Raw genomic sequence first — 18,087 nt, forward strand, 5'->3', positions numbered from 1 at the left:
CTTGTGTATTCGGATGCGCGAAGAAAGTTGCGAAGGTGGCGAAAAGGACTGGTGGCGTCTCAGCATCAAAAAGCCAGCGACATTTTTTTGTCACTCTGACGACGCTTTTTCGTGTCCTTCTGCCGTAGTCCCCGCCCTAACTGCTCCAAACCGTACCTGGCTTCTATTGCAAGCACCGTCCTCGCCCATACCCGGGAAATACCGGGGCTTGCAGGCTTAAACAATGTGCTGCTTTTCAGATGTCTCATAAGATTTTTTCTGAATAAGTCTTGTGAAAAATTCTTCTGAGCTGTCTGGAAAGTTGTTCTTAGCTGTGATGTTACAGGCGTGAAACGCTTGATAAGAGAAAAAAGCCAAAAAATTGGCGACTCAAAGAGCATCACAGGTAAAGAGAACACCAGGAGCAAAGCCATGCGCAGTCGTAACGCGGCACTATGGAGCGGTGTATTTATCGCGGCATCATGCGCCCATGGGCAGGCCATGACGCTGACCGAGGCTATACAAAGCACACTGCAATACCACCCGGAAATCAGCCAGAGCGTGAACAGCCGCCTGACTGCGGACGAGGAACTGAAGTTTGCCAGGGGCGGCTATCTGCCAACCGTCGACCTTCTGCTCGGCTACGGCCGGGAGAACACCGACAGCCCCTCCACCCGCGCCCTCGGCGATCACAATGACGAAACCCTGACCCGCGGCGAGTCCGAGATCCGCCTGCGGCAGATGCTGTTCGACGGCTTCGGCACTCCCAACGAGGTCAAGCGTAACGAGGCCAACGTCAACTCCAAGGCCTTCCGTATCCTAGGCACCTCGGAGAACGCCGCCCTGCGCACCGTCGAGGTCTACCTCGACGTGCTCAAGCGCCGCGAGATGGTGGCCCTGGCGAAGAACAACCTGCAGGCCCACGAACGCATCGGTGACCAGATCCGCCTGCGCAGCGAGCGTGGCGTCGGCAGCACCGCCGACAACGATCAGGCCATCGCCCGTCTGGCCCTGGCGCAGAACAACCTCTACACCGAAGAGGTGAATCTGGCCGATGCCGAAGCCAGCTTCTATAGCGCCACCGGACGGATGCCGGACCAGCTGGAGGCCCCTTCCACCGTCAAGGCCGAGGTGCCGCCGGACCTGCTGGCCGCCCGGCAGAACATGCTTAGCGACAACCCGCTGCTCAAATCCGCCCAGGCCGACGTAAATGCCGCCGAAGCCCAGTACGAGGCTGCCAAGGCGCCCTTCTACCCGCGCTTCGACGCCGAACTGGCCAAGAGCGCCAACAACAACATCGACGGCGAGGAAGGCCACTTCAACCAGTGGCAAGCCCAAGTGGTGATGCGCTACAACCTGTTCAACGGGATGCGCGACAAGGCCCACCTGAACGCTACCTCGCACGAGATCAACGAGGCCCAGGACATCCGCAACAACGCCCTGCGCCTGATCAACGAGAACCTCTCGCTGGCCTGGGACGCGATGGAGAACGCCAAGAAGCAGACCCAGCCGGCCCGCGAATACGCCGACTACACCCGCAAGGTGCGCGAGGCGTACCAGCAGCAGTTCACCCTCGGCCAGCGCACCCTGCTCGACCTGCTGGACAGCGAGAACGAACTGTTCACCGCCAACCGCCGCTATACCGAGGTCCGCTACACCGAGGAATACTCGATGTACCGCGTACTCGCCAGCATGGGTTACCTGCTCAAGTCCCAGCACGTGGTGGCGCCGCACGAATCCGTGGCCCTCACGGATGTGAAGAACGAGGCACGCCTGCCTGATCTGAAATAAGAAAGTCGCACCCGACCGTCCTCCGTACCCCGTGCCATCCGGCCACGGGGTGACGGTCGTAAGGCGATACGACAGAGGGCACGGAACCGTCGTGCGGCGCAGGCCGGGCATCCCGCGGGGGGTGGCCGGCGGTGACCCGGCCCGGGAGGAAGTAGCGTGACCATGATCATCCAGGAGCGCGGCGCCCCCGCGCCCGGCGACCCACGCCTGAGCCATGACGACCCTCTGCTCGACGGCCTGCTGATCCTCTGCCGCCTGCACGGCTGCGCGGTCAGCCGCAACAGCCTGTCGGCCGGCCTGCCCCTGCCCGACCAGCGCCTGTCCGCCAGCCTGCTGCCCCGTGCGGCGGCTCGCGCCGGGCTGCAGGGCCGCCTGCTGCGCCGTGAACTGAAGAGCATCTCCAACCTCAACCTGCCGGTACTGCTGCTGCTCAACGACGGCCGCAGCGCCGTGCTGCGCCAATGGCGCGACGACGGCCAGGCGCTGATCCTGCCCTGCGAGACCGAAGGTGGCGAGCAGTCCGTCAGCGCCGAAGAACTGGCCGCCCAGTACAGCGGCCAGGCCCTGTTCGCCCGCCCGCGCCACGAACTGGAAGCCGCGCGCAAACCGCTGGTGCCGCGGGTGGAAGCCTGGTTCCGTGACACCCTCGGGTTATCACGCTGGCTCTACACCGACGCGCTGGTGGCCAGCCTGCTGATCAACCTGCTGGGCATGCTGGTGCCGCTGTTCGTCATGCAGACCTACGACCGCGTCGTGCCCAACCAGGCGCTCTCGACCCTCTGGGTCCTGGCCGCCGGCCTGCTGCTGGGAACGCTGTTCGAGCTGCTGCTGCGGGTGCTGCGCTCCAACCTGCTGGACATGGCTGGCAAGAAGACCGACGTGGTGCTGTCGGCGACCCTGTTCGAACGCATCACCGGCATGTCGATGGTCGCCAAGCCGGAAACCGTCGGCGGCTTCGCCCAGAGCATCCACGACTTCCAGGGCCTGCGCGAATTCCTCACCGCCCTGACCCTGACCAGCCTGATCGACCTGCCCTTCTCGCTGCTGATGATCCTGGTGATCGGCCTGCTCGGTGGCTGGCTCATCGCGATCCCGCTGCTGGCCTTCCCCATCACCATCGTCTTCGCCCTGATCATCCAGAGCCGCCTGCGCGACACGGTGCAGAAGAGCCTGACCCTGGGCGCCGAGCGCCAGGCGCTGCTGATCGAAACCCTGGGCGGCCTGGAAACCCTCAAGGCCTGCGGCGCCGAGAGCGAGCGCCAGTATCGCTGGGAAAGCACCCACGGCGCCCTCGCCCGCCTGGACAACCACGCCCGCTTCCTCTCCGCGCTGGCCACCAACGGCACCCTGTTCCTGCAGCAGTTCGCCGGCATGGCGATGATCTGCGCGGGGGTCTACAGCATCCTCGACGGCAACCTCAGCGTCGGTGCGCTGGTCGCCAGCTACATGCTCAACAGCCGGGTGCTCGCCCCGCTCGGGCAGATCGCCGGGCTGATCACCCGTTACCAGCAGGCGCGTCTGACCATGACCAGCACCGACGCGCTGATGGCCCTGCCGCAGGAGCGCCAGCCGCGCCAGCGTCCGCTGGAGCGCACGCAACTGCACGGCGCCCTGGAGGTCCGCCAGCTCAGCTTCAGCTACCAGGGCCAGAACACCCCGGCGCTGAACCACATCAGCCTGCGCCTGGCTCCCGGGGAGAAGGTCGGCATCATCGGCAAGAGCGGCTCCGGCAAGAGCACCTTCGGCCGTCTGCTGATGGGCTTCTACCAACCCGACGAAGGACAGATCCTGCTCGACGGCCTGGACCTGCGGCAGATCGACGTCGCCGACCTGCGCCAGCAGATCGGCTACGTCGCCCATGACCTGCCACTGCTGGCCGGCAGCCTGCGCGACAACCTGACCCTCGGCGCGCGCTACATCAGCGACGCGCGGATGCTGGAAGTGGCCGAATTGAGCGGCGTCAGCGAGCTGGCCCGGCAGCACCCGCTGGGCTTCGACCGTCCGGTGGGCGAGCGCGGCCAGCTGCTCTCCGGCGGCCAGCGCCAGGCCGTGCTGATGGCCCGCGCACTGCTGCTCGACCCGCCGATCCTGCTGCTCGACGAACCCACCAGCGCAATGGACAACAGCAGCGAGGAGATCCTGCGCAAGCGCCTGCACGAAGCCTGCCGCGACAAGACCCTGCTGCTGGTCACCCACCGCACCTCGATGCTCAGCCTGGTCGACCGCCTGCTGGTGCTCGACAGCGGCCGCATCGTCGCCGACGGCCCGAAAGACGCGGTCATCGAAGCATTGCGCAAGGGCCACGTCGGCCCGGCAGCGGGGTAATCGCCATGCAGTTCTCCCAATCGATCCGCGACTACCTGGGCGGCAACGGCGCCCGCGACACAGAGTTCATGCCGGAGGTCCAGGGTACGCTGCTGGAAGACTCGCCCAACGCCACCCGCATCACCCTCTGGGCGGCGCTCGGCCTGCTGGTGGCGGCCATCACCTGGGCCTACTTCGCCGATATAGAAGAAGTGACCAAGGGCGAAGGCAAGGCCATCCCCTCCTCCAAGGTGCAGACCATCCAGAACCTGGAAGGCGGCATCGTCTCGGAGATCTTCGTCCGCGAAGGCCAGGTGGTGGAGAAGAACCAGCCGCTGCTGCGCCTGGACGATACCCGCTTCGCCTCCAACAAGGGCGAGACCGAGGCCGACCGCAACTCCCTGGAAGCCCGCGTGGAACGTCTGAGCGCGGAAGCCGAAGGCCGCGAGCCGGTATTCACCGATGAGCTGAAGAAAGACGCGCCGCAGGTGGTGGAAGACCAGTTGGCCCTCTACCAGACCCGCCAGCAGCGACAGAACAGCGAGCAGAACATCCTCCAGGAACAGCTGCGGCAGAAGAGCCAGGAACTTCAGGAGTTCCGCGCCAAGGCGCAGCAATACCGCTCCAGCCTCGGCCTGGTGCAGCAGGAGATCAACATGTCCGAGCCGCTGGTGAAGAGCGGCGCGGTCTCCCCGGTGGAGCTGCTGCGCCTGCGCCGCAGCGCCGTGGAGATCAGCGGCGACCTCAACGCCACCAGCCTGGCCATCCCCCGCGCCGAGGCGGCGGTGAACGAAATCCAGCGCAAGATCGAGGAATCGAAACTGGGCTTTCGCAGCGACGCGCTGAAGGAGCTCAACGAGGTCCGCACCGACTTCAACAAACTCACCGCCACCAGCCGCGCCATCGACGACAAGGTCAACCGCACCCTGGTGGTCTCGCCCATGCGCGGCATCGTCAAGCAGCTCAAGGTCAATACCATCGGCGGCGTGGTGCAGCCCGGCAGCGACATGGTGGAGATCGTTCCGTTGGAGGACAACCTGCTGGTGGAGGCGCGGGTGCGTCCGCAGGACATCGCCTTCCTCCATCCCGGCCAGCCGGCGACTGTGAAATTCACCGCCTACGACTACACCATCTACGGCGGACTCAAGGCCAAGCTGGAACTGATCAGCGCCGACACCATCACCGACGACAAGGGCAACAGCTTCTATCTGATCCAGGTGCGTACCGACAAGAACCACCTGGGCACCGACGCCAAGCCACTGCTGATCATCCCCGGCATGGTGGCGACGGTGGACATCATCACCGGCGAGAAGAGCGTGCTGGATTACATTCTCAAGCCGGTGCTGAAGGCGCGTTGGGAGGCGTTGCGGGAGCGGTGAGTTTGTCCAGGGACTTCAGAGCTGGGGCTTACCCTCTCCCCAGCCCTCTCCCTGAAGGGAGAGGGAGCTATTCGTGCCGGCTGGAAGAATGATGCTCCCTCCACCCAAAGCGTCCGGCGAGCTATGTGGAATCACCTCACTCCGAACGGTCCCCTCTCCCTTCAGGGAGAGGGGCTCTTCAGTTCTTCCCCCGCCAGTGCGCCCCCGGCCCCTCCTCCGCCAACCGGTCCCCCGGATTGCGCAGTGGGCACGCCTCCATCGACAGACATCCGCAACCAATGCAGCCATCGAGCTGATCGCGTAACAGCAGCAGCTTCTCGATCCGCTCATTCAGATCATCCCGCCAGCGCGCCGACAGCCGCGCCCAGTCCGCCGCCGTGGGGTTGTGCCCGGTGGGCAGCGAGCCCAGCGCCTCGGCAATCTCGCCCAGCGGGATACCGACCCGCTGCGCCACCTTGATCACCGCCACCCGCCGCAGCGTATCGCGCGAATAACGACGCTGGTTGCCGGCATTGCGCGTGCTGGCGATCAGCCCCTTGGCTTCGTAGAAGTGCAGCGCCGACACGGCCACGCCAGCGCGCTTGGCCAGCTCGCCGACGCTCAGGTCGCGGTGCATCGAACAGGGAGAAGATTTCTTCATGGGCTATTGACCTCAACTTAAGTTGAGGTTTTACCCTCGCCTGGCATTCGGTTCAAGACAGGAGCCAAGAACCATGACCCAGCCCAGCCCGATCCACGCCTGCATCGACGCCCCGCACTTCGTCCTGCAGATCGAGATTGGCGTGACGCCACAGCAGCGCGCGCACATCGCCGCGAAACTGGGTGATTACCTGGAACACCTGCAGCAGCTGTTTCACCTGCGCCCCGGCTACCTCGCCAGCGAACTGCACGCCGAAGGCGAGCCGCAGCGCCTGGTCGGCCGCCTGCACTGGCGCCGCCGGGAAGACTGGGAAGCCGCCTGGGACTGCGGCAGCACCGCCAGCGACCTGTTCGCCGACAGCCTGCTCAGGCTCGGCGCGCGGAGCATCAGTTTCGGCAGTGGTGACACCGGGCCCTGAACGCCACGTAGGGCGTACAACCGTTCGCGGTTGTACGCCGATACACCGGACTCCATCGCCATCGCCGAACCCGGAGTGCGCTGGGAGCAGAGTCAATCGGCGTATAACGCGGAACCTAATACGCCCTAAGCCTCGGCCGTACGAAGAGCCGCTTATGCCTCGTCGGGCAGACTCATGTGCAGCAGCGGGAACGGCCGCCCTTCACCGTCGGTGGGCGAGCGCCCGGTCTGGACGAAGCCGTAGTGCAGGTAGAACCCCACCGCCTGAGGGTTCTGCTCGTTGACGTCGACACTCAGTGGGTCGCGCGACTCGCGCACGAAGTCGAGCAGCCGGGTACCGATGCCCTGTCCGCGCAACTCGGGGTCGATGAAGAGCATCTCCACATGGCACTCGTTGAGCCCGATGAAACCCAGTGGATGATCGTCGTTATCCACCGCCACCCAGACCTCGACGGCGGGCAGGTACAGGTCGCGGACCTGCGGCAATAGTGCGTCGATATCGGACGCCTGGAGGAAGTGATGGGTAGCGCGCACGGAGCGCAGCCAGATGTCGAGCAGGCGCGGATTGTCCGCGGCGATGCGTTGGCGAATGAGCATGAAATCATCCTGATTCAGCTGATCAAAAAGGAATGGCACGCCAGCGAAGGGCGGCCGTTGGAGCGTCGGCAGCATGAATGACCGCTTCGCGAATCAACGCCTGGGCGGTACACGGCAGAGGCAGCCGGGAAGGAAGGGAAGTCGATCCTAGCCAGCCCCGCCCGGCGGGTAAAGCCCTCACTCGCGATGCCAGCGCCAACTGCCGTCCAGGCACTCCAGACGCGCCTCCAGTTCCAGACGGTCCAGGAAGGCATCGTCGTGGGAGACCACCAGCAGCGCGCCCCGGTATTGCCGCAGGAGAGTCTCCAGCGCCTCACGGGATGGCAGGTCGAGATGGTTGTCAGGCTCGTCCAGCAAGAGCAGTTGCGCCGGTTGCTCCGCGTAGATCTCGCAGGCCAATGCCGCCTTCAATCGCTCGCCGCCGCTAAGCAGCCCGCAGGGCTGATCGACACGCGCCGCCGACAGGCCCAACTGTGCCAGCCGGGTGCGCAACACGGACTGATCCAGCGCCCGGTTGCGCGCCTGCAACTGCTCCAGCACCGAGCGTCCGGGCAAGAGCGCAGCCAGATGCTGGTCCAGGTAGGTGCTGCGTACCTTCAGCTCGCACGAACCGGAAGCGGGGTCCAATTCGCCGGCGATGACCTTGAGCAAGGTCGACTTGCCGCTGCCATTGCGACCGATCACCGCCACACGGCGCGGCCCTGCCAGTTGCAGATCGAGCGGAGCGGCATTGCCGAACGGCAAGCGCAATGCCTCCAAAGACAGCACGCCGCGCGGCTCGGGCAGCGCGCAGTCCGGTGCGTTGAGCGTCACTCCATCTTCCTCGCGCAACTGGCCGAACGCTTCTCGCACCTCACGCGCCAACTGCTCGCGGCGATCGCCATGCTGGGTGCTCAGGCGGGCAATGCTGGCCTGGCTGCGCTCCTTCTGCCGGTCGACGAGGATCTTTGCCTGGTTGGCCTCGCGGGCATCCTTCCGCCCTTTCGCCTGGCGATGCTCCTGGCGCTCGCGCTGCTCCTGCATGGCCCGTTGCTGGCGGTCGCGCTCCAGCTTGCGACGCTGCAATTCGCGCTGCGCATTGTCCTGCTCCTGCTCGCGAACCTCCCGGTAAAAGCCGTAGCCCCCGGCATAGCTGCGCAATCCGGTGGGAGACAGTTCGACGATGCGCGGCAAGTCGTCCAGCAGCAGGCGGTCATGGCTGACCAGGATCAGCCCGCCATGCCAGCGCTGCACCTGCTCGCGCAACGCTTCGCGCCCGGCGCGGTCGAGGTGGTTGCTCGGCTCGTCGAGGATCAGCCAGTCCGCCTCGCTGAGCCAGGCACCGAGCAGCGCCACTCGCGTGCACTCGCCGCCGCTCAAGTGTGCGGCCGGCGTATCGGGCGCCAGGTGCCCGAGCCCGCTGGCGGCCAGCTCGGCCTCCAGGCGCGCATGGATATCCCAGTGACCGTCGAGGCGCTCGAAGTCGGCGGGATCGACGCCGCCCGCCTCGACCCGCGCCAGCGCATCCAGCAGCGGCTGCACCCCGGCGAGGTCCGCCACGCTGCGAAACGCCTGCGGCTCGACGCGCTGCGGCAGGTAGTGCACCAGCCCGGAACTCAGGCAACGCCCGGCACTGGGCTGCAACTGGCCGGCCATGATCCGCGCCAACACGGACTTGCCCACGCCATTGCGCCCGACCAGCGCGGTACGGCGGTCGTCGAAGGTTTCGTTGAGATCGCTCAGCAGCGCTTCGCCGCTGGGCAATTGGAAAGAGACGCCTTGCAGCGCCAGGGTGAAGGGGCTCGTCATATGCCATCCAGATTGATGCCGGAAATCCCCCAGGCGGAACCTGGGACGGAAACGGGCCGTGAAACCACGGCGGCATCAATTGCGCATCGGACGAACACCTCGCGAAAAGGAATGAGGCGCGCAGTATAACGAGTCGACCGCAGTAAGCGAATCCGCCGGCCGGCTTTTCGTAGGAGCGAGCTTGCTCGCGAACCAACCCGGCGCCCGCGTGGCCGGAGGATCTGTTCGCGAGCAAGCTCGCTCCTACAGAAGAACGCTCAGGGCGAAGAACGCGGCCCGTGGTTGCGCAGGAAGGTCTCCTCGCCCATCGCGGCGATCTGTCCGTCGATCAGCGCCTCGAACGGCCGCAGCAGCTCCGTGTGGGACTGCGGCGCATCCAGCGCGTCGAGGGCATGCACCACCGCCTCGATGGTCGACAGCGCGCCTTCGGCCGGCGCCTTGCGCAAGCGGTAGCGGGAGCTCAGCCCGCCGGGCAGTGCCACACGGGGCAGCGCCGCCAGGCCGGGATTGAGATGCAGCAGCTTGCGCGCCTTGCGCCAGGTGCCATCGGGCACTACCAGCAGGCGTAGTTTATCCAGGGGGCGCGCTGCCAGATCGGCCAACGCGACAGCGGATTCACCGGGAAACAGCAGCCAGGCATCCCAGTCAGACAGGTCGAGACCACTGAAGTCCTCGCCCACCAGCAATTCCGCATTGGCCAGCCCAAGGGCCGCCAGCCGCGCGGTGTTCAGTGCATGGCCGACTTCGCTCGGGTGCTGCAGCAGCAACACGCGGGTGCGGTTCTCCAGGCGCGGGACCAGCGCGCACAGGCAATGCGTCAGCGGGCGCTCGCAGCGCGGGCAGCGGACGCGGCTCATGGCGTGTTCGGCTGCGTCCGCAGCAGGTCGCGGAAGTTCTGGATCAGCGGCTCGCGGGAGCGGCCACGGCGCAGGATCAGGGAGAACGGCGCCTGGTAGCCGAAGGTGGTCGGCAACAGGGCGCGCAGGCGCCCCTGCTCCACCCAGGGATGGGCGTAGTGCTCGGGCAGGTAGCCGATGTAGCCGCCGGAGAGGATCAGGATCAGCTGCGCCTCCATACTCTCCACAGTGCCGGCGCTGTGCTTGAAGCCGTGCCGCGCCAGTTCCGCCTGGCTCCAGTAGCCACGGCCGACCATGCGCTGCTGGGTGATCAGCTCGGCGGGAATGCGCCGGCCGTCGAACAGCGGGTGACGGTCGCTGCAGTACAGCCAGTGCTGCTCTCTATAGAGAGGCTGGTAGACCAGACCGTTCATCCGGCTGAAGAAGGAGCCGATGGCCAGGTCCAGGCGGTTGTCCAGCACCGCCAGCTGCAGCTCATAAGGACTTTGTACCTGCAAGTGCAGGTGCACCGCCGGGTGCAGGCTGCTGAAGGCGCCGATGACCTCGGCCAGTGGTAGCGCCGGATCGCTCACGGTGGAGTCCAGCACGCCGAGGTTCAGGGTGCCACGCAGCTCACCTTTCAAGGTCGCCGCATAACGCTCGAAGCCTTCCAGTTCGCCGAGGATACGCAGGGTCTCCTGGTAGAACAGCTCACCTTTGCTGGTTAGCCCGAAGCCGCCACGGCCGCGGTGGCAGAGCACGATGCCCAACTGGTTCTCCAGCTGGCTCATGTAGGTGCTGATCGCCGAGGTCGACAGGTTCAGCTCCTGCTGGGCCGCAGCAAAGCCCTGGCTGCGCACCACGCAGGCAAAGATCCGCAGCAGCTTGATGTCAGGCAATGCACTGGCGGTCATATGGACTCCGTAAAACGGCGGCAAAGCCGCTCTAGTTCAGTACTTTCTGCACCAGCGAAACGAACGATAGCAAGCTGCCTATCGATCCGCAGATCAGGTCCCATGCGCCCGGCAACCTTACCCCTGCGACGAGGTGGCGCAGTCTAGCGCTCAGGGAAAGTTTAGAAAACTCTGAAGTGATTATTTGTAGCCAGCGATTTTTCCCACTACCCAACCTGATGAGAATCCGGCCTCAGTATCAACAAGCCTGTTTCCACGAAGACAGCGATCAGCCTGAGGCCCTCCCCATGGACAAGAAACTTCACCAGCCCCTGGGCGGTAACGAAATGCCGCGTTTCGGCGGCATCGCCACCATGATGCGCCTGCCGCACATCCAGTCCCCCGAAGAGCTCAACAAGCTCGACGCCGCCTTCGTCGGCGTGCCGCTGGATATCGGTACCTCCCTGCGCTCCGGCACTCGTTTCGGGCCGCGCGAAATCCGCGCCGAGTCGGTGATGATCCGTCCGTACAACATGGCCACCGGCGCTGCGCCGTTCGACTCGCTGAACATCGCCGACATCGGTGACGTGGCGATCAACACCTTCAACCTGCTGGAAGCCGTGCGCATCATCGAGGAAGCCTACGATGGCATCCTCGACCACGGCATCATCCCGCTGACCCTGGGTGGCGACCACACCATCACCCTGCCGATCCTGCGTGCCATCCACAAGAAGCACGGCAAGGTCGGCCTGGTGCACATCGACGCCCACGCGGACGTCAACGATCACATGTTCGGCGAGAAGATCGCCCATGGCACCACCTTCCGCCGCGCGGTGGAAGAAGGCCTGCTCGACTGCGACCGCGTGGTGCAGATCGGCCTGCGCGCCCAGGGCTATACCGCCGAAGACTTCAACTGGAGCCGCAAGCAGGGCTTCCGCGTGGTGCAGGCCGAAGAGTGCTGGCACAAGTCGCTGGCTCCGCTGATGGCCGAAGTCCGCGAGAAAGTCGGCGGCGGCCCGGTTTACCTGTCCTTCGACATCGACGGCATCGACCCGGCCTGGGCGCCCGGCACCGGCACCCCGGAAATCGGCGGCCTGACCACCATCCAGGCCATGGAAATCGTGCGTGGCTGCCAGGGCCTGGACATCATCGGTTGCGACCTGGTGGAAGTCTCCCCGCCCTACGACACCACCGGCAACACCTCGCTGCTCGGCGCCAACCTGCTGTACGAAATGCTCTGCATCCTCCCGGGCGTAGAGCGCCGCTAAGCGCGCGAGCAAACACATGAATAACGATGCCTGCGTAGCACAGGTGCTGGAGGCTGCCCGCGATCTCGTGGCAGCCTTCGCGCGCACCGACACCGAGGCCTACTTCGCGGCCTTCAGCGAAGACGCCAGCTTCATCTTCCACACCTGGCCGCAGCCGCTGCTGTCGCGCGCGGCGTACCGCGAGGTGTGGGAAGGCTGGCTGGGTGACGACGGCTTCGAAGTCCTCGAATGCCAGTCCAGCAATACCTTTGTCAGCCTGCAGGGCGAAGATGTGGCCGTGTTCTGCCACGACGTCGCCACGCGGTTGCGCATCCAGGGAGAGGAGAGCCTGAACCACGAACGGGAGACCATCGTCTTCCGCCGTGATCCGAAACAGGGCCGCTGGCTGGCCACGCACGAGCACCTGTCACCGTCTCCGACGCCATAAAGACAGGGCATCCCGGGAGGAAGTCATGGATAACAAGAACAACGCACACGCCATCACAACGATCGAGACATTCGGGGTCGAACAGATCCCGGATCACGAACGCAACGCTACGCCCACCGATCTGTTCCGCATGATCTTCGGTGGCGCCAACACCTTCGCCACCGCCGTGCTCGGCAGTTTCCCGGTTCTGTTCGGGCTGTCGTTCCAGGCCGGCGTCTGGGCCATCGTCCTCGGCGTGCTGGTCGGTTCGATCATTCTCGCGCCCATGGGCCTGTTCGGCCCGCTCAACGGCACCAACAACGCGGTCTCCTCGGGCGCCCACTTCGGCGTGCACGGGCGGATCGTCGGTTCGTTCCTGTCGCTGCTCACCGCCGTCGCCTTCTTCTCTCTCTCCGTATGGAGTTCGGGCGATGCGCTGATCGGCGGTGCCAAGCGCCTGTTCGCCCTGCCGGAAACCGACCTGACCCTGGGGCTGGCCTACGGTCTGTTCGCCGTGCTGGTGCTGGTCGTGTGCATCTACGGCTTCCGCTTCATGCTGCTGGTCAACAAGATCGCCGTATGGGCCGCCAGCCTGCTGTTCCTGCTCGGCCTGTTCGCCTTCTCCGGCCCCTTCGACGCCAGCTACGCCGGCACCGTGCAGATGGGTAGCGAAGGCTTCTGGGCCGCCTTCATAGGCGCCGCCCTGCTGGCCATGAGCAACCCTGTGTCCTTCGGCGCCTTCCTCGGCGACTGGGCGCGCTACATCCCGCGCGAAACCTCGCAGAAGCGCATCATGCTGGCAGTGATCTGCGCCCAGCTGGCCACCCTGATCCCGTTCCTGTTCGGCCTGGCCACCGCCACCATCGTGGCCGTCAACGCCCCGGACTACATCGCCCAGAACAACTACGTCGGCGGCCTGCTGGCGGTCTCGCCGAGCTGGTTCTTCCTGCCCGTGTGCCTGATTGCGGTGATCGGCGGCATGTCCACCGGCACCACCTCGCTGTACGGCACCGGCCTGGACATGTCCAGCGTGTTCCCGCGCCTGCTCAACCGCGTGCAGGCCACCCTGCTGATCGGCGTGCTGTCCATCGCCTTCATCTTCATCGGCCGCTTCGCCGCCAACCTGGTGCAGAGCGTGTCCACCTTCGCCGTGCTGATCATCACCTGCACCAGCCCCTGGATGGTGATCATGATCCTCGGTCTGGTCATCCGCCGCGGCTTCTACCACGCCGACGACCTGCAGGTGTTCACCCGCGGACAGCAGGGCGGCGCCTACTGGTTCCACAACGGCTGGAACTGGCGCGGCATGGGCGCATGGATCCCGAGCGCGGCCCTGGGCCTGTGCTTCGTCAACCTGCCGGGCCAGTTCGTAGGCCCCCTGGGCAACCTGGCCGGCGGCATCGACATCAGCCTGCCGGTCACCCTCGGCATGGCCGCCGTGCTCTACGTCGCCCTGCTGCGGACCTTCCCGGAAGCAGCGGGCGTGTATGGCCCCAAAGGCCCGCGCTGGGTCGGCAGCCATGATCGTCCGGTGCTGGACATCAGCGAACCAGCCGCCTGATCGACCGCCAGCCTGAGGCGGAGCAATACCCCTAAGCCCCATCGGACCGACCTCCGTCGGTCCGGTGAATCACCGTACGCCACAAGCGTGCGGCAACAATGACAATGCAAGTGTGAGGAGCCGATCATGGCCTTGGATATATTCGTTGTTCTGATCTATGCCGCCGGCATGTTGATCCTGGGCTGGTACGGCATGCGCCGCGCCAAGACCCATGAGGAATTCCTGGTGGCCGGTCGGAACCTCGGCCCGTCCTTCTACATGGGCACCATGGCGGCAACCGTACTGGGCGGGGCGTCCACCGTGGGCACCGTGCGCCTGGGCTATGTCCATGGCATCTCCGGCTTCTGGCTGTGCGCGGCCCTGGGCGCCGGCATCATCGCGCTGAACCTGTTCCTGGCCAAGCCGCTGCTCAAGCTGCGCATCTTCACCGTGACCCAGGTGCTGGAGCGTCGCTACAACCCGATGGCCCGCCAGGCTTCGGCAGTGATCATGTTCGCCTACGCACTGATGATCGGCGTGGTTTCCACCCTGGCCATCGGTACCGTGATGCAGGTGCTGTTCGGCCTGCCGTTCTGGGTCTCCGTCCTGCTGGGCGGCGGCGTGGTCGTGGTGTACTCCACCATCGGCGGCATGTGGTCGCTGACCCTGACCGACATCGTGCAGTTCATCATCAAGACCGTCGGCCTGATGTTCGTGCTGCTGCCGATCTGCCTGTACCGCGTGGGCGGCTGGGATGAGCTGGTGGCCAAGCTGCCGGCCAGCGCCTTCAGCTTCCACACCATCGGCTACGACACCATCATCACCTACTTCCTGATCTACTTCTTCGGCATCCTGATCGGCCAGGACATCTGGCAGCGCGTGTTCACCGCCCGCAGCGAGAACGTAGCCAAGTACGCCGGCACCACCGCGGGCGTGTACTGCGTGATCTACGGCCTGGTCGGCGCCCTGATCGGCATGTGCGCCAAGGTGCTGCTGCCTGACCTGGACAACGTCAACAACGCCTTCGCCGCCATCGTCCAGTCCGCCCTGCCGGACGGCATCCGTGGCCTGGTGATCGCCGCCGCCCTGGCCGCCATGATGTCCACCGCCAGCGCCGGCCTGCTCGCCGCCTCCACCACCATCACCGAAGACCTGCTGCCCAAGCTGCGCGGCGGCAAGGAATCCAGCCTGGGCACCAGCCGCCTGTTCACCGCCCTGACCGGTCTGCTGGTACTGGCCATCGCCCTGGTCGTGAATGACGTGATCAGCGCCCTGACCCTGGCCTACAACCTGCTGGTAGGCGGCATGCTGATCCCGCTGATCGGCGCCATCTACTGGAAGCGCGCCACCACCGCCGGCGCCATCACCAGCATGGCCCTGGGCTTCATCACCGCCCTGGTATTCATGCTCAAGGATGGCTTCGACGCCAACACCCCGATCTACTACAGTCTGGCCGTCGGCCTGGTCAGCTTCATCGTCGTCAGCCTGATGTCGCCCCGCCCGGTTGCGGTCGCCGACGCAGCCTGATCGAGCACCACACAAAGAATGGGGCGCGGCGAGTCGATCACCGCGCCCCGTTTCATTTCACGACCTCTCCCTGTAAGGAAACTGCCATGACCACCTGCGGCGAATTCCTCGTCAAGCAACTCGAAGCCTGGGGCGTGGACACCGTCTTCGGTATCCCCGGCGTACACACCGTCGAGCTGTACCGCGGCCTGCCCCACAGCGATATCCGCCACATCACCCCGCGCCACGAACAGGGCGCCGGCTTCATGGCCGACGGCTACGCCCGCGTCACCGGCAAGCCGGGCGTGTGCTTCATCATCACCGGCCCGGGCATGACCAACATCCTCACCGCCATGGGCCAGGCCTATGCCGACTCCATCCCCATGCTGGTGATCTCGAGCGTCAACGAACGCTCGCGCCTGGCCCACGGCAACGGCTACCTGCACGAGCTGCCCAACCAGCGCGCCATGACCGCTGGCGTGACTGCGTTCAGCCACACCCTGATGAGCGTCGAGGAACTGCCGGCCGTGCTGGCCCGCGCCTTCGCCGTGTTCGACAGCGAGCGCCCGCGCCCGGTGCATATCGAACTGCCACTGGACATCATCACCGCCCCGGCCGACCACATGCAGGTGCGCCCGCGCGTGCAGCTGGCCCGCCCCGCCCCGGCCCGCTCGCCGCTGCATGAAGCCGCCGCCAAGCTGGCCAAGGCGCAGAAGCCGCTGCTGCTGCTCGGTGGCGGCTGCGTCGAAGCCCAGGCCGAAGCCCGCGCCCTGGCCATCGCCCTGGATGCGCCGACCGCGCTGACCATCAACGCCAAGGGCCTGCTGCAGCCGGAGCACCCGCTGCTGATCGGCAGCAACCAGTCGCTGATTCCCGTACGCGAGCTGGCCGAGCAGGCCGACGTGGTTCTGGCCATCGGCACCGAGCTGGGCGAGACCGACTACGACGTGGTGTTCGACGGCAACTTCAAGATCGGCGGCGAGCTGATCCGTATCGACATCGACCCGCAGCAGCTGATGCGCAACTACGTACCGAGCATCGCCATCCACGCCGACGCCCGCACCGCCATGCGCGGTCTGCTGGAACTGCTGCCGGCCCGCGAAGCCGACGCGGGCAGCCCTGGCGCCCAGCGCGCGGCCAAGGTGCGCGCGCAACTGGCCGAGGACTTCAGCGGCTGGGCGCACTATCGCGAGCTGTTCGGCAAGATCCTCGAAGTGCTGCCCGACGCGCGCTTCGTCGGCGACTCGACCCAGACCGTCTACAGCGGCAACCATCTGGTGGAACTGGACGGCGGCCGACGCTGGTTCAACGCCTCCACCGGCTACGGCACCCTGGGCTACGGCCTGCCGGCAGCCATCGGCGCCAAGCTCGGCGAGCCGGGCCGCCCGGTGATCAGCCTGATGGGCGACGGTGGCCTGCAGTTCACCATGACCGAACTGGCCAGCGCCGTGGAAGCCCAGGTGGGCATCATCGTCCTGCTGTGGAACAACCACGGTTACGGCGAGATCAAGCGCTACATGGAACGCCGCGACATCACCCCGCTGGGCGTGGACATCTACACCCCGGACTTCCTCGCCATCGCCAAGGGCTTCGGCTGCGCCGCCGAGCGCGCCCGCGACCACGCGCACTTGCAGGAACTGCTGCGCAACGCCCCGAGCGATCGCCCGCTGATCGTGGAAGTGATGGAAGCGGCGCCTTTCGCGCCGTAATCCCCTGTAGGAGCGAGCTTGCTCGCGAACCGCCCAGCTCGGGATTGTTCGCGAGCAAGCTCGCTCCTACCAAGAGCACCAAGCACTCCGAGCTTGGCCTTGGTGCCAATGAATGACACGGTGTATCGGCGCACAACCGCCAACGGTTGTACGCCCTAGGCCGCCGGAATAGGTCAGGGGTATTCCTCTCCGGCACGACATTTCCGTAGGAGCGGACTCTGTCCGCGATCATCGCCGTACCTTGGCTATCGCGGACAAAGTCCGCTCCTACGATCAGCTTTCAAGGCGCACACCATGAAAATCGTCACCCGCGACCGCTGGTTCGAAGTCCGCCACTGCTACGACGGCGTCAGCCTGATCCACGAGCCCTACGTCCGTCCCTTCTATCGCTGCAACCTGTGGCACATCCAGGGCCGCGACCGCGACGTGCTGGTGGACAGCGGCTCCGGCCTGGTCAGCCTGCGCGAACAACTGCCCTGGCTCACCGAGCGCCCGCTGCTGGCGGTCGCCAGCCACACCCACTTCGACCACATCGCCGGCCACCATGAGTTCGACGAACGCCTGGTGCATCCGGCCGAAGCCGACATCCTCGCCAACCCCGACGGCGAGCGCACCCTGGCCACCGCCTTCGTCGGCGACGAGATGTTCGACGCCCATCCCGACTGCCCGCTGTGCTACGCCGAATACCGGGTCAAGGCCGCGCCGGCCACCCGCACCATCGACGAGGGCGATGTGCTCGACCTGGGCGACCGTAGCCTGCAGGTGCTGCACACGCCCGGTCATTCGCCCGGCGGCATCAGCCTGTGGGAAGAGGAGACGAAGACGCTGTTCTCCGGCGACATCATCTACGACGGCCCGTTGATCGAGGACGCCTACCACTCCAACCTCGACGACTATGCGAAAAGCCTGGCGCGCCTGCGCGAGCTGCCGGTGCGCACCGTGCATGGCGGGCACTTCCCGAGCTTCTCCGGGGAGCGCCTGAAGTCGATGATCGACGACTGGTTCAAGGCCCACGAATAACGGGCAAGAAAAAA

At 65.7% G+C, this 18,087-nt stretch carries 16 protein-coding genes; 10 read left to right on the plus strand and 6 right to left on the minus strand.

The genetic code is table 11. The annotated features are described in order from the left end of the window. Positions 1-65: 65 nt before the first annotated feature. Positions 66-413 carry a hypothetical protein gene (locus ACAW63_RS25290; RefSeq protein WP_371230048.1) on the minus strand — a complete coding sequence of 116 codons (348 nt, stop codon included), beginning with the start codon at positions 411-413 and terminating at the stop codon, positions 66-68. Here ACAW63_RS25290 and ACAW63_RS25295 point away from each other — a divergent pair. The 3 genes from ACAW63_RS25295 to ACAW63_RS25305 all read left to right on the plus strand — a co-directional run bounded on the left by ACAW63_RS25295 (position 412) and on the right by ACAW63_RS25305 (position 5,453). Next, positions 412-1,770 carry a TolC family outer membrane protein gene (locus ACAW63_RS25295; protein ID WP_371230049.1) on the plus strand — a complete coding sequence of 453 codons (1,359 nt, stop codon included), beginning with the start codon at positions 412-414 and terminating at the stop codon, positions 1,768-1,770. The genes ACAW63_RS25290 and ACAW63_RS25295 overlap by 2 nt on opposite strands. A gap of 162 nt (positions 1,771-1,932) precedes the next feature. Continuing rightward, complete coding sequence (locus tag ACAW63_RS25300; protein ID WP_371234789.1) at positions 1,933-4,095, plus strand: type I secretion system permease/ATPase; 2,163 nt, start codon at positions 1,933-1,935, stop codon at positions 4,093-4,095. 5 nt (positions 4,096-4,100) lie between these two features. Next, positions 4,101-5,453: an HlyD family type I secretion periplasmic adaptor subunit gene (locus ACAW63_RS25305; protein WP_371230052.1), complete on the plus strand. Its 1,353-nt coding sequence runs from the start codon at positions 4,101-4,103 to the stop codon at positions 5,451-5,453. 178 nt (positions 5,454-5,631) lie between these two features. Here ACAW63_RS25305 and soxR read toward each other — a convergent pair whose 3' ends face one another. Further along, entirely contained in the window at positions 5,632-6,069 is a 438-nt protein-coding gene (gene soxR / locus ACAW63_RS25310; protein ID WP_371234791.1) for a redox-sensitive transcriptional activator SoxR, read from the minus strand. Positions 6,070-6,166: 97 nt separating this feature from the next. Here soxR and ACAW63_RS25315 point away from each other — a divergent pair, with 97 nt between their 5' ends. Then, entirely contained in the window at positions 6,167-6,511 is a 345-nt protein-coding gene (locus tag ACAW63_RS25315; protein WP_371230054.1) for an antibiotic biosynthesis monooxygenase, read from the plus strand. A gap of 152 nt (positions 6,512-6,663) precedes the next feature. Here the strand turns inward: ACAW63_RS25315 and ACAW63_RS25320 are convergent, their stop codons facing one another. From ACAW63_RS25320 to ACAW63_RS25335, 4 genes are all read right to left on the minus strand, one after another. Beyond that, the gene (locus tag ACAW63_RS25320) at positions 6,664-7,107 is read right to left on the minus strand and encodes an acetyltransferase (protein WP_371230055.1); all 444 of its coding nucleotides are present in this window, start codon (positions 7,105-7,107) and stop codon (positions 6,664-6,666) included. 177 nt (positions 7,108-7,284) lie between these two features. Continuing rightward, entirely contained in the window at positions 7,285-8,895 is a 1,611-nt protein-coding gene (locus ACAW63_RS25325) for an ABC-F family ATP-binding cassette domain-containing protein (protein WP_371230057.1), read from the minus strand. Positions 8,896-9,152: 257 nt separating this feature from the next. Next, a complete protein-coding gene (locus tag ACAW63_RS25330; RefSeq protein WP_371230059.1) occupies positions 9,153-9,752 on the minus strand; it encodes a tRNA-uridine aminocarboxypropyltransferase in 600 nt (199 codons plus the stop codon). Further along, positions 9,749-10,645, minus strand: coding sequence for a LysR family transcriptional regulator (locus ACAW63_RS25335; protein ID WP_371230061.1), 897 nt, complete (start codon positions 10,643-10,645; stop codon positions 9,749-9,751). Before ACAW63_RS25335 ends, ACAW63_RS25330 begins: the two co-directional genes overlap by 4 nt. Positions 10,646-10,932: 287 nt before the next feature. Between ACAW63_RS25335 and speB the strand changes: the two genes are divergently transcribed. The 6 genes from speB (at position 10,933) to ACAW63_RS25365 (ending at position 18,073) form a co-directional block, all read left to right on the plus strand. Beyond that, the gene (speB, locus tag ACAW63_RS25340) at positions 10,933-11,892 is read left to right on the plus strand and encodes an agmatinase (RefSeq protein WP_275608136.1); all 960 of its coding nucleotides are present in this window, start codon (positions 10,933-10,935) and stop codon (positions 11,890-11,892) included. 16 nt (positions 11,893-11,908) lie between these two features. Then, on the plus strand, positions 11,909-12,319 hold the full coding sequence (locus ACAW63_RS25345) for a nuclear transport factor 2 family protein (RefSeq protein WP_371230062.1): 411 nt from the start codon (positions 11,909-11,911) through the stop codon (positions 12,317-12,319). A gap of 25 nt (positions 12,320-12,344) precedes the next feature. After that, positions 12,345-13,859 carry a cytosine permease gene (locus tag ACAW63_RS25350; RefSeq protein ID WP_331317018.1) on the plus strand — a complete coding sequence of 505 codons (1,515 nt, stop codon included), beginning with the start codon at positions 12,345-12,347 and terminating at the stop codon, positions 13,857-13,859. 126 nt (positions 13,860-13,985) lie between these two features. Then, a complete protein-coding gene (locus tag ACAW63_RS25355) occupies positions 13,986-15,365 on the plus strand; it encodes a sodium:solute symporter (RefSeq protein ID WP_371230063.1) in 1,380 nt (459 codons plus the stop codon). Between the two features lie 86 nt (positions 15,366-15,451). Further along, the gene (locus tag ACAW63_RS25360) at positions 15,452-17,053 is read left to right on the plus strand and encodes a 5-guanidino-2-oxopentanoate decarboxylase (RefSeq protein WP_371230065.1); all 1,602 of its coding nucleotides are present in this window, start codon (positions 15,452-15,454) and stop codon (positions 17,051-17,053) included. A 294-nt stretch (positions 17,054-17,347) separates the two neighbouring features. Then, complete coding sequence (locus tag ACAW63_RS25365; protein WP_371230067.1) at positions 17,348-18,073, plus strand: MBL fold metallo-hydrolase; 726 nt, start codon at positions 17,348-17,350, stop codon at positions 18,071-18,073. Positions 18,074-18,087 lie beyond the last annotated feature (14 nt).

This window comes from Pseudomonas sp. QE6 (genome assembly GCF_041379005.1).
In the GTDB taxonomy this organism is placed as follows: Bacteria; Pseudomonadota; Gammaproteobacteria; order Pseudomonadales; family Pseudomonadaceae; genus Pseudomonas.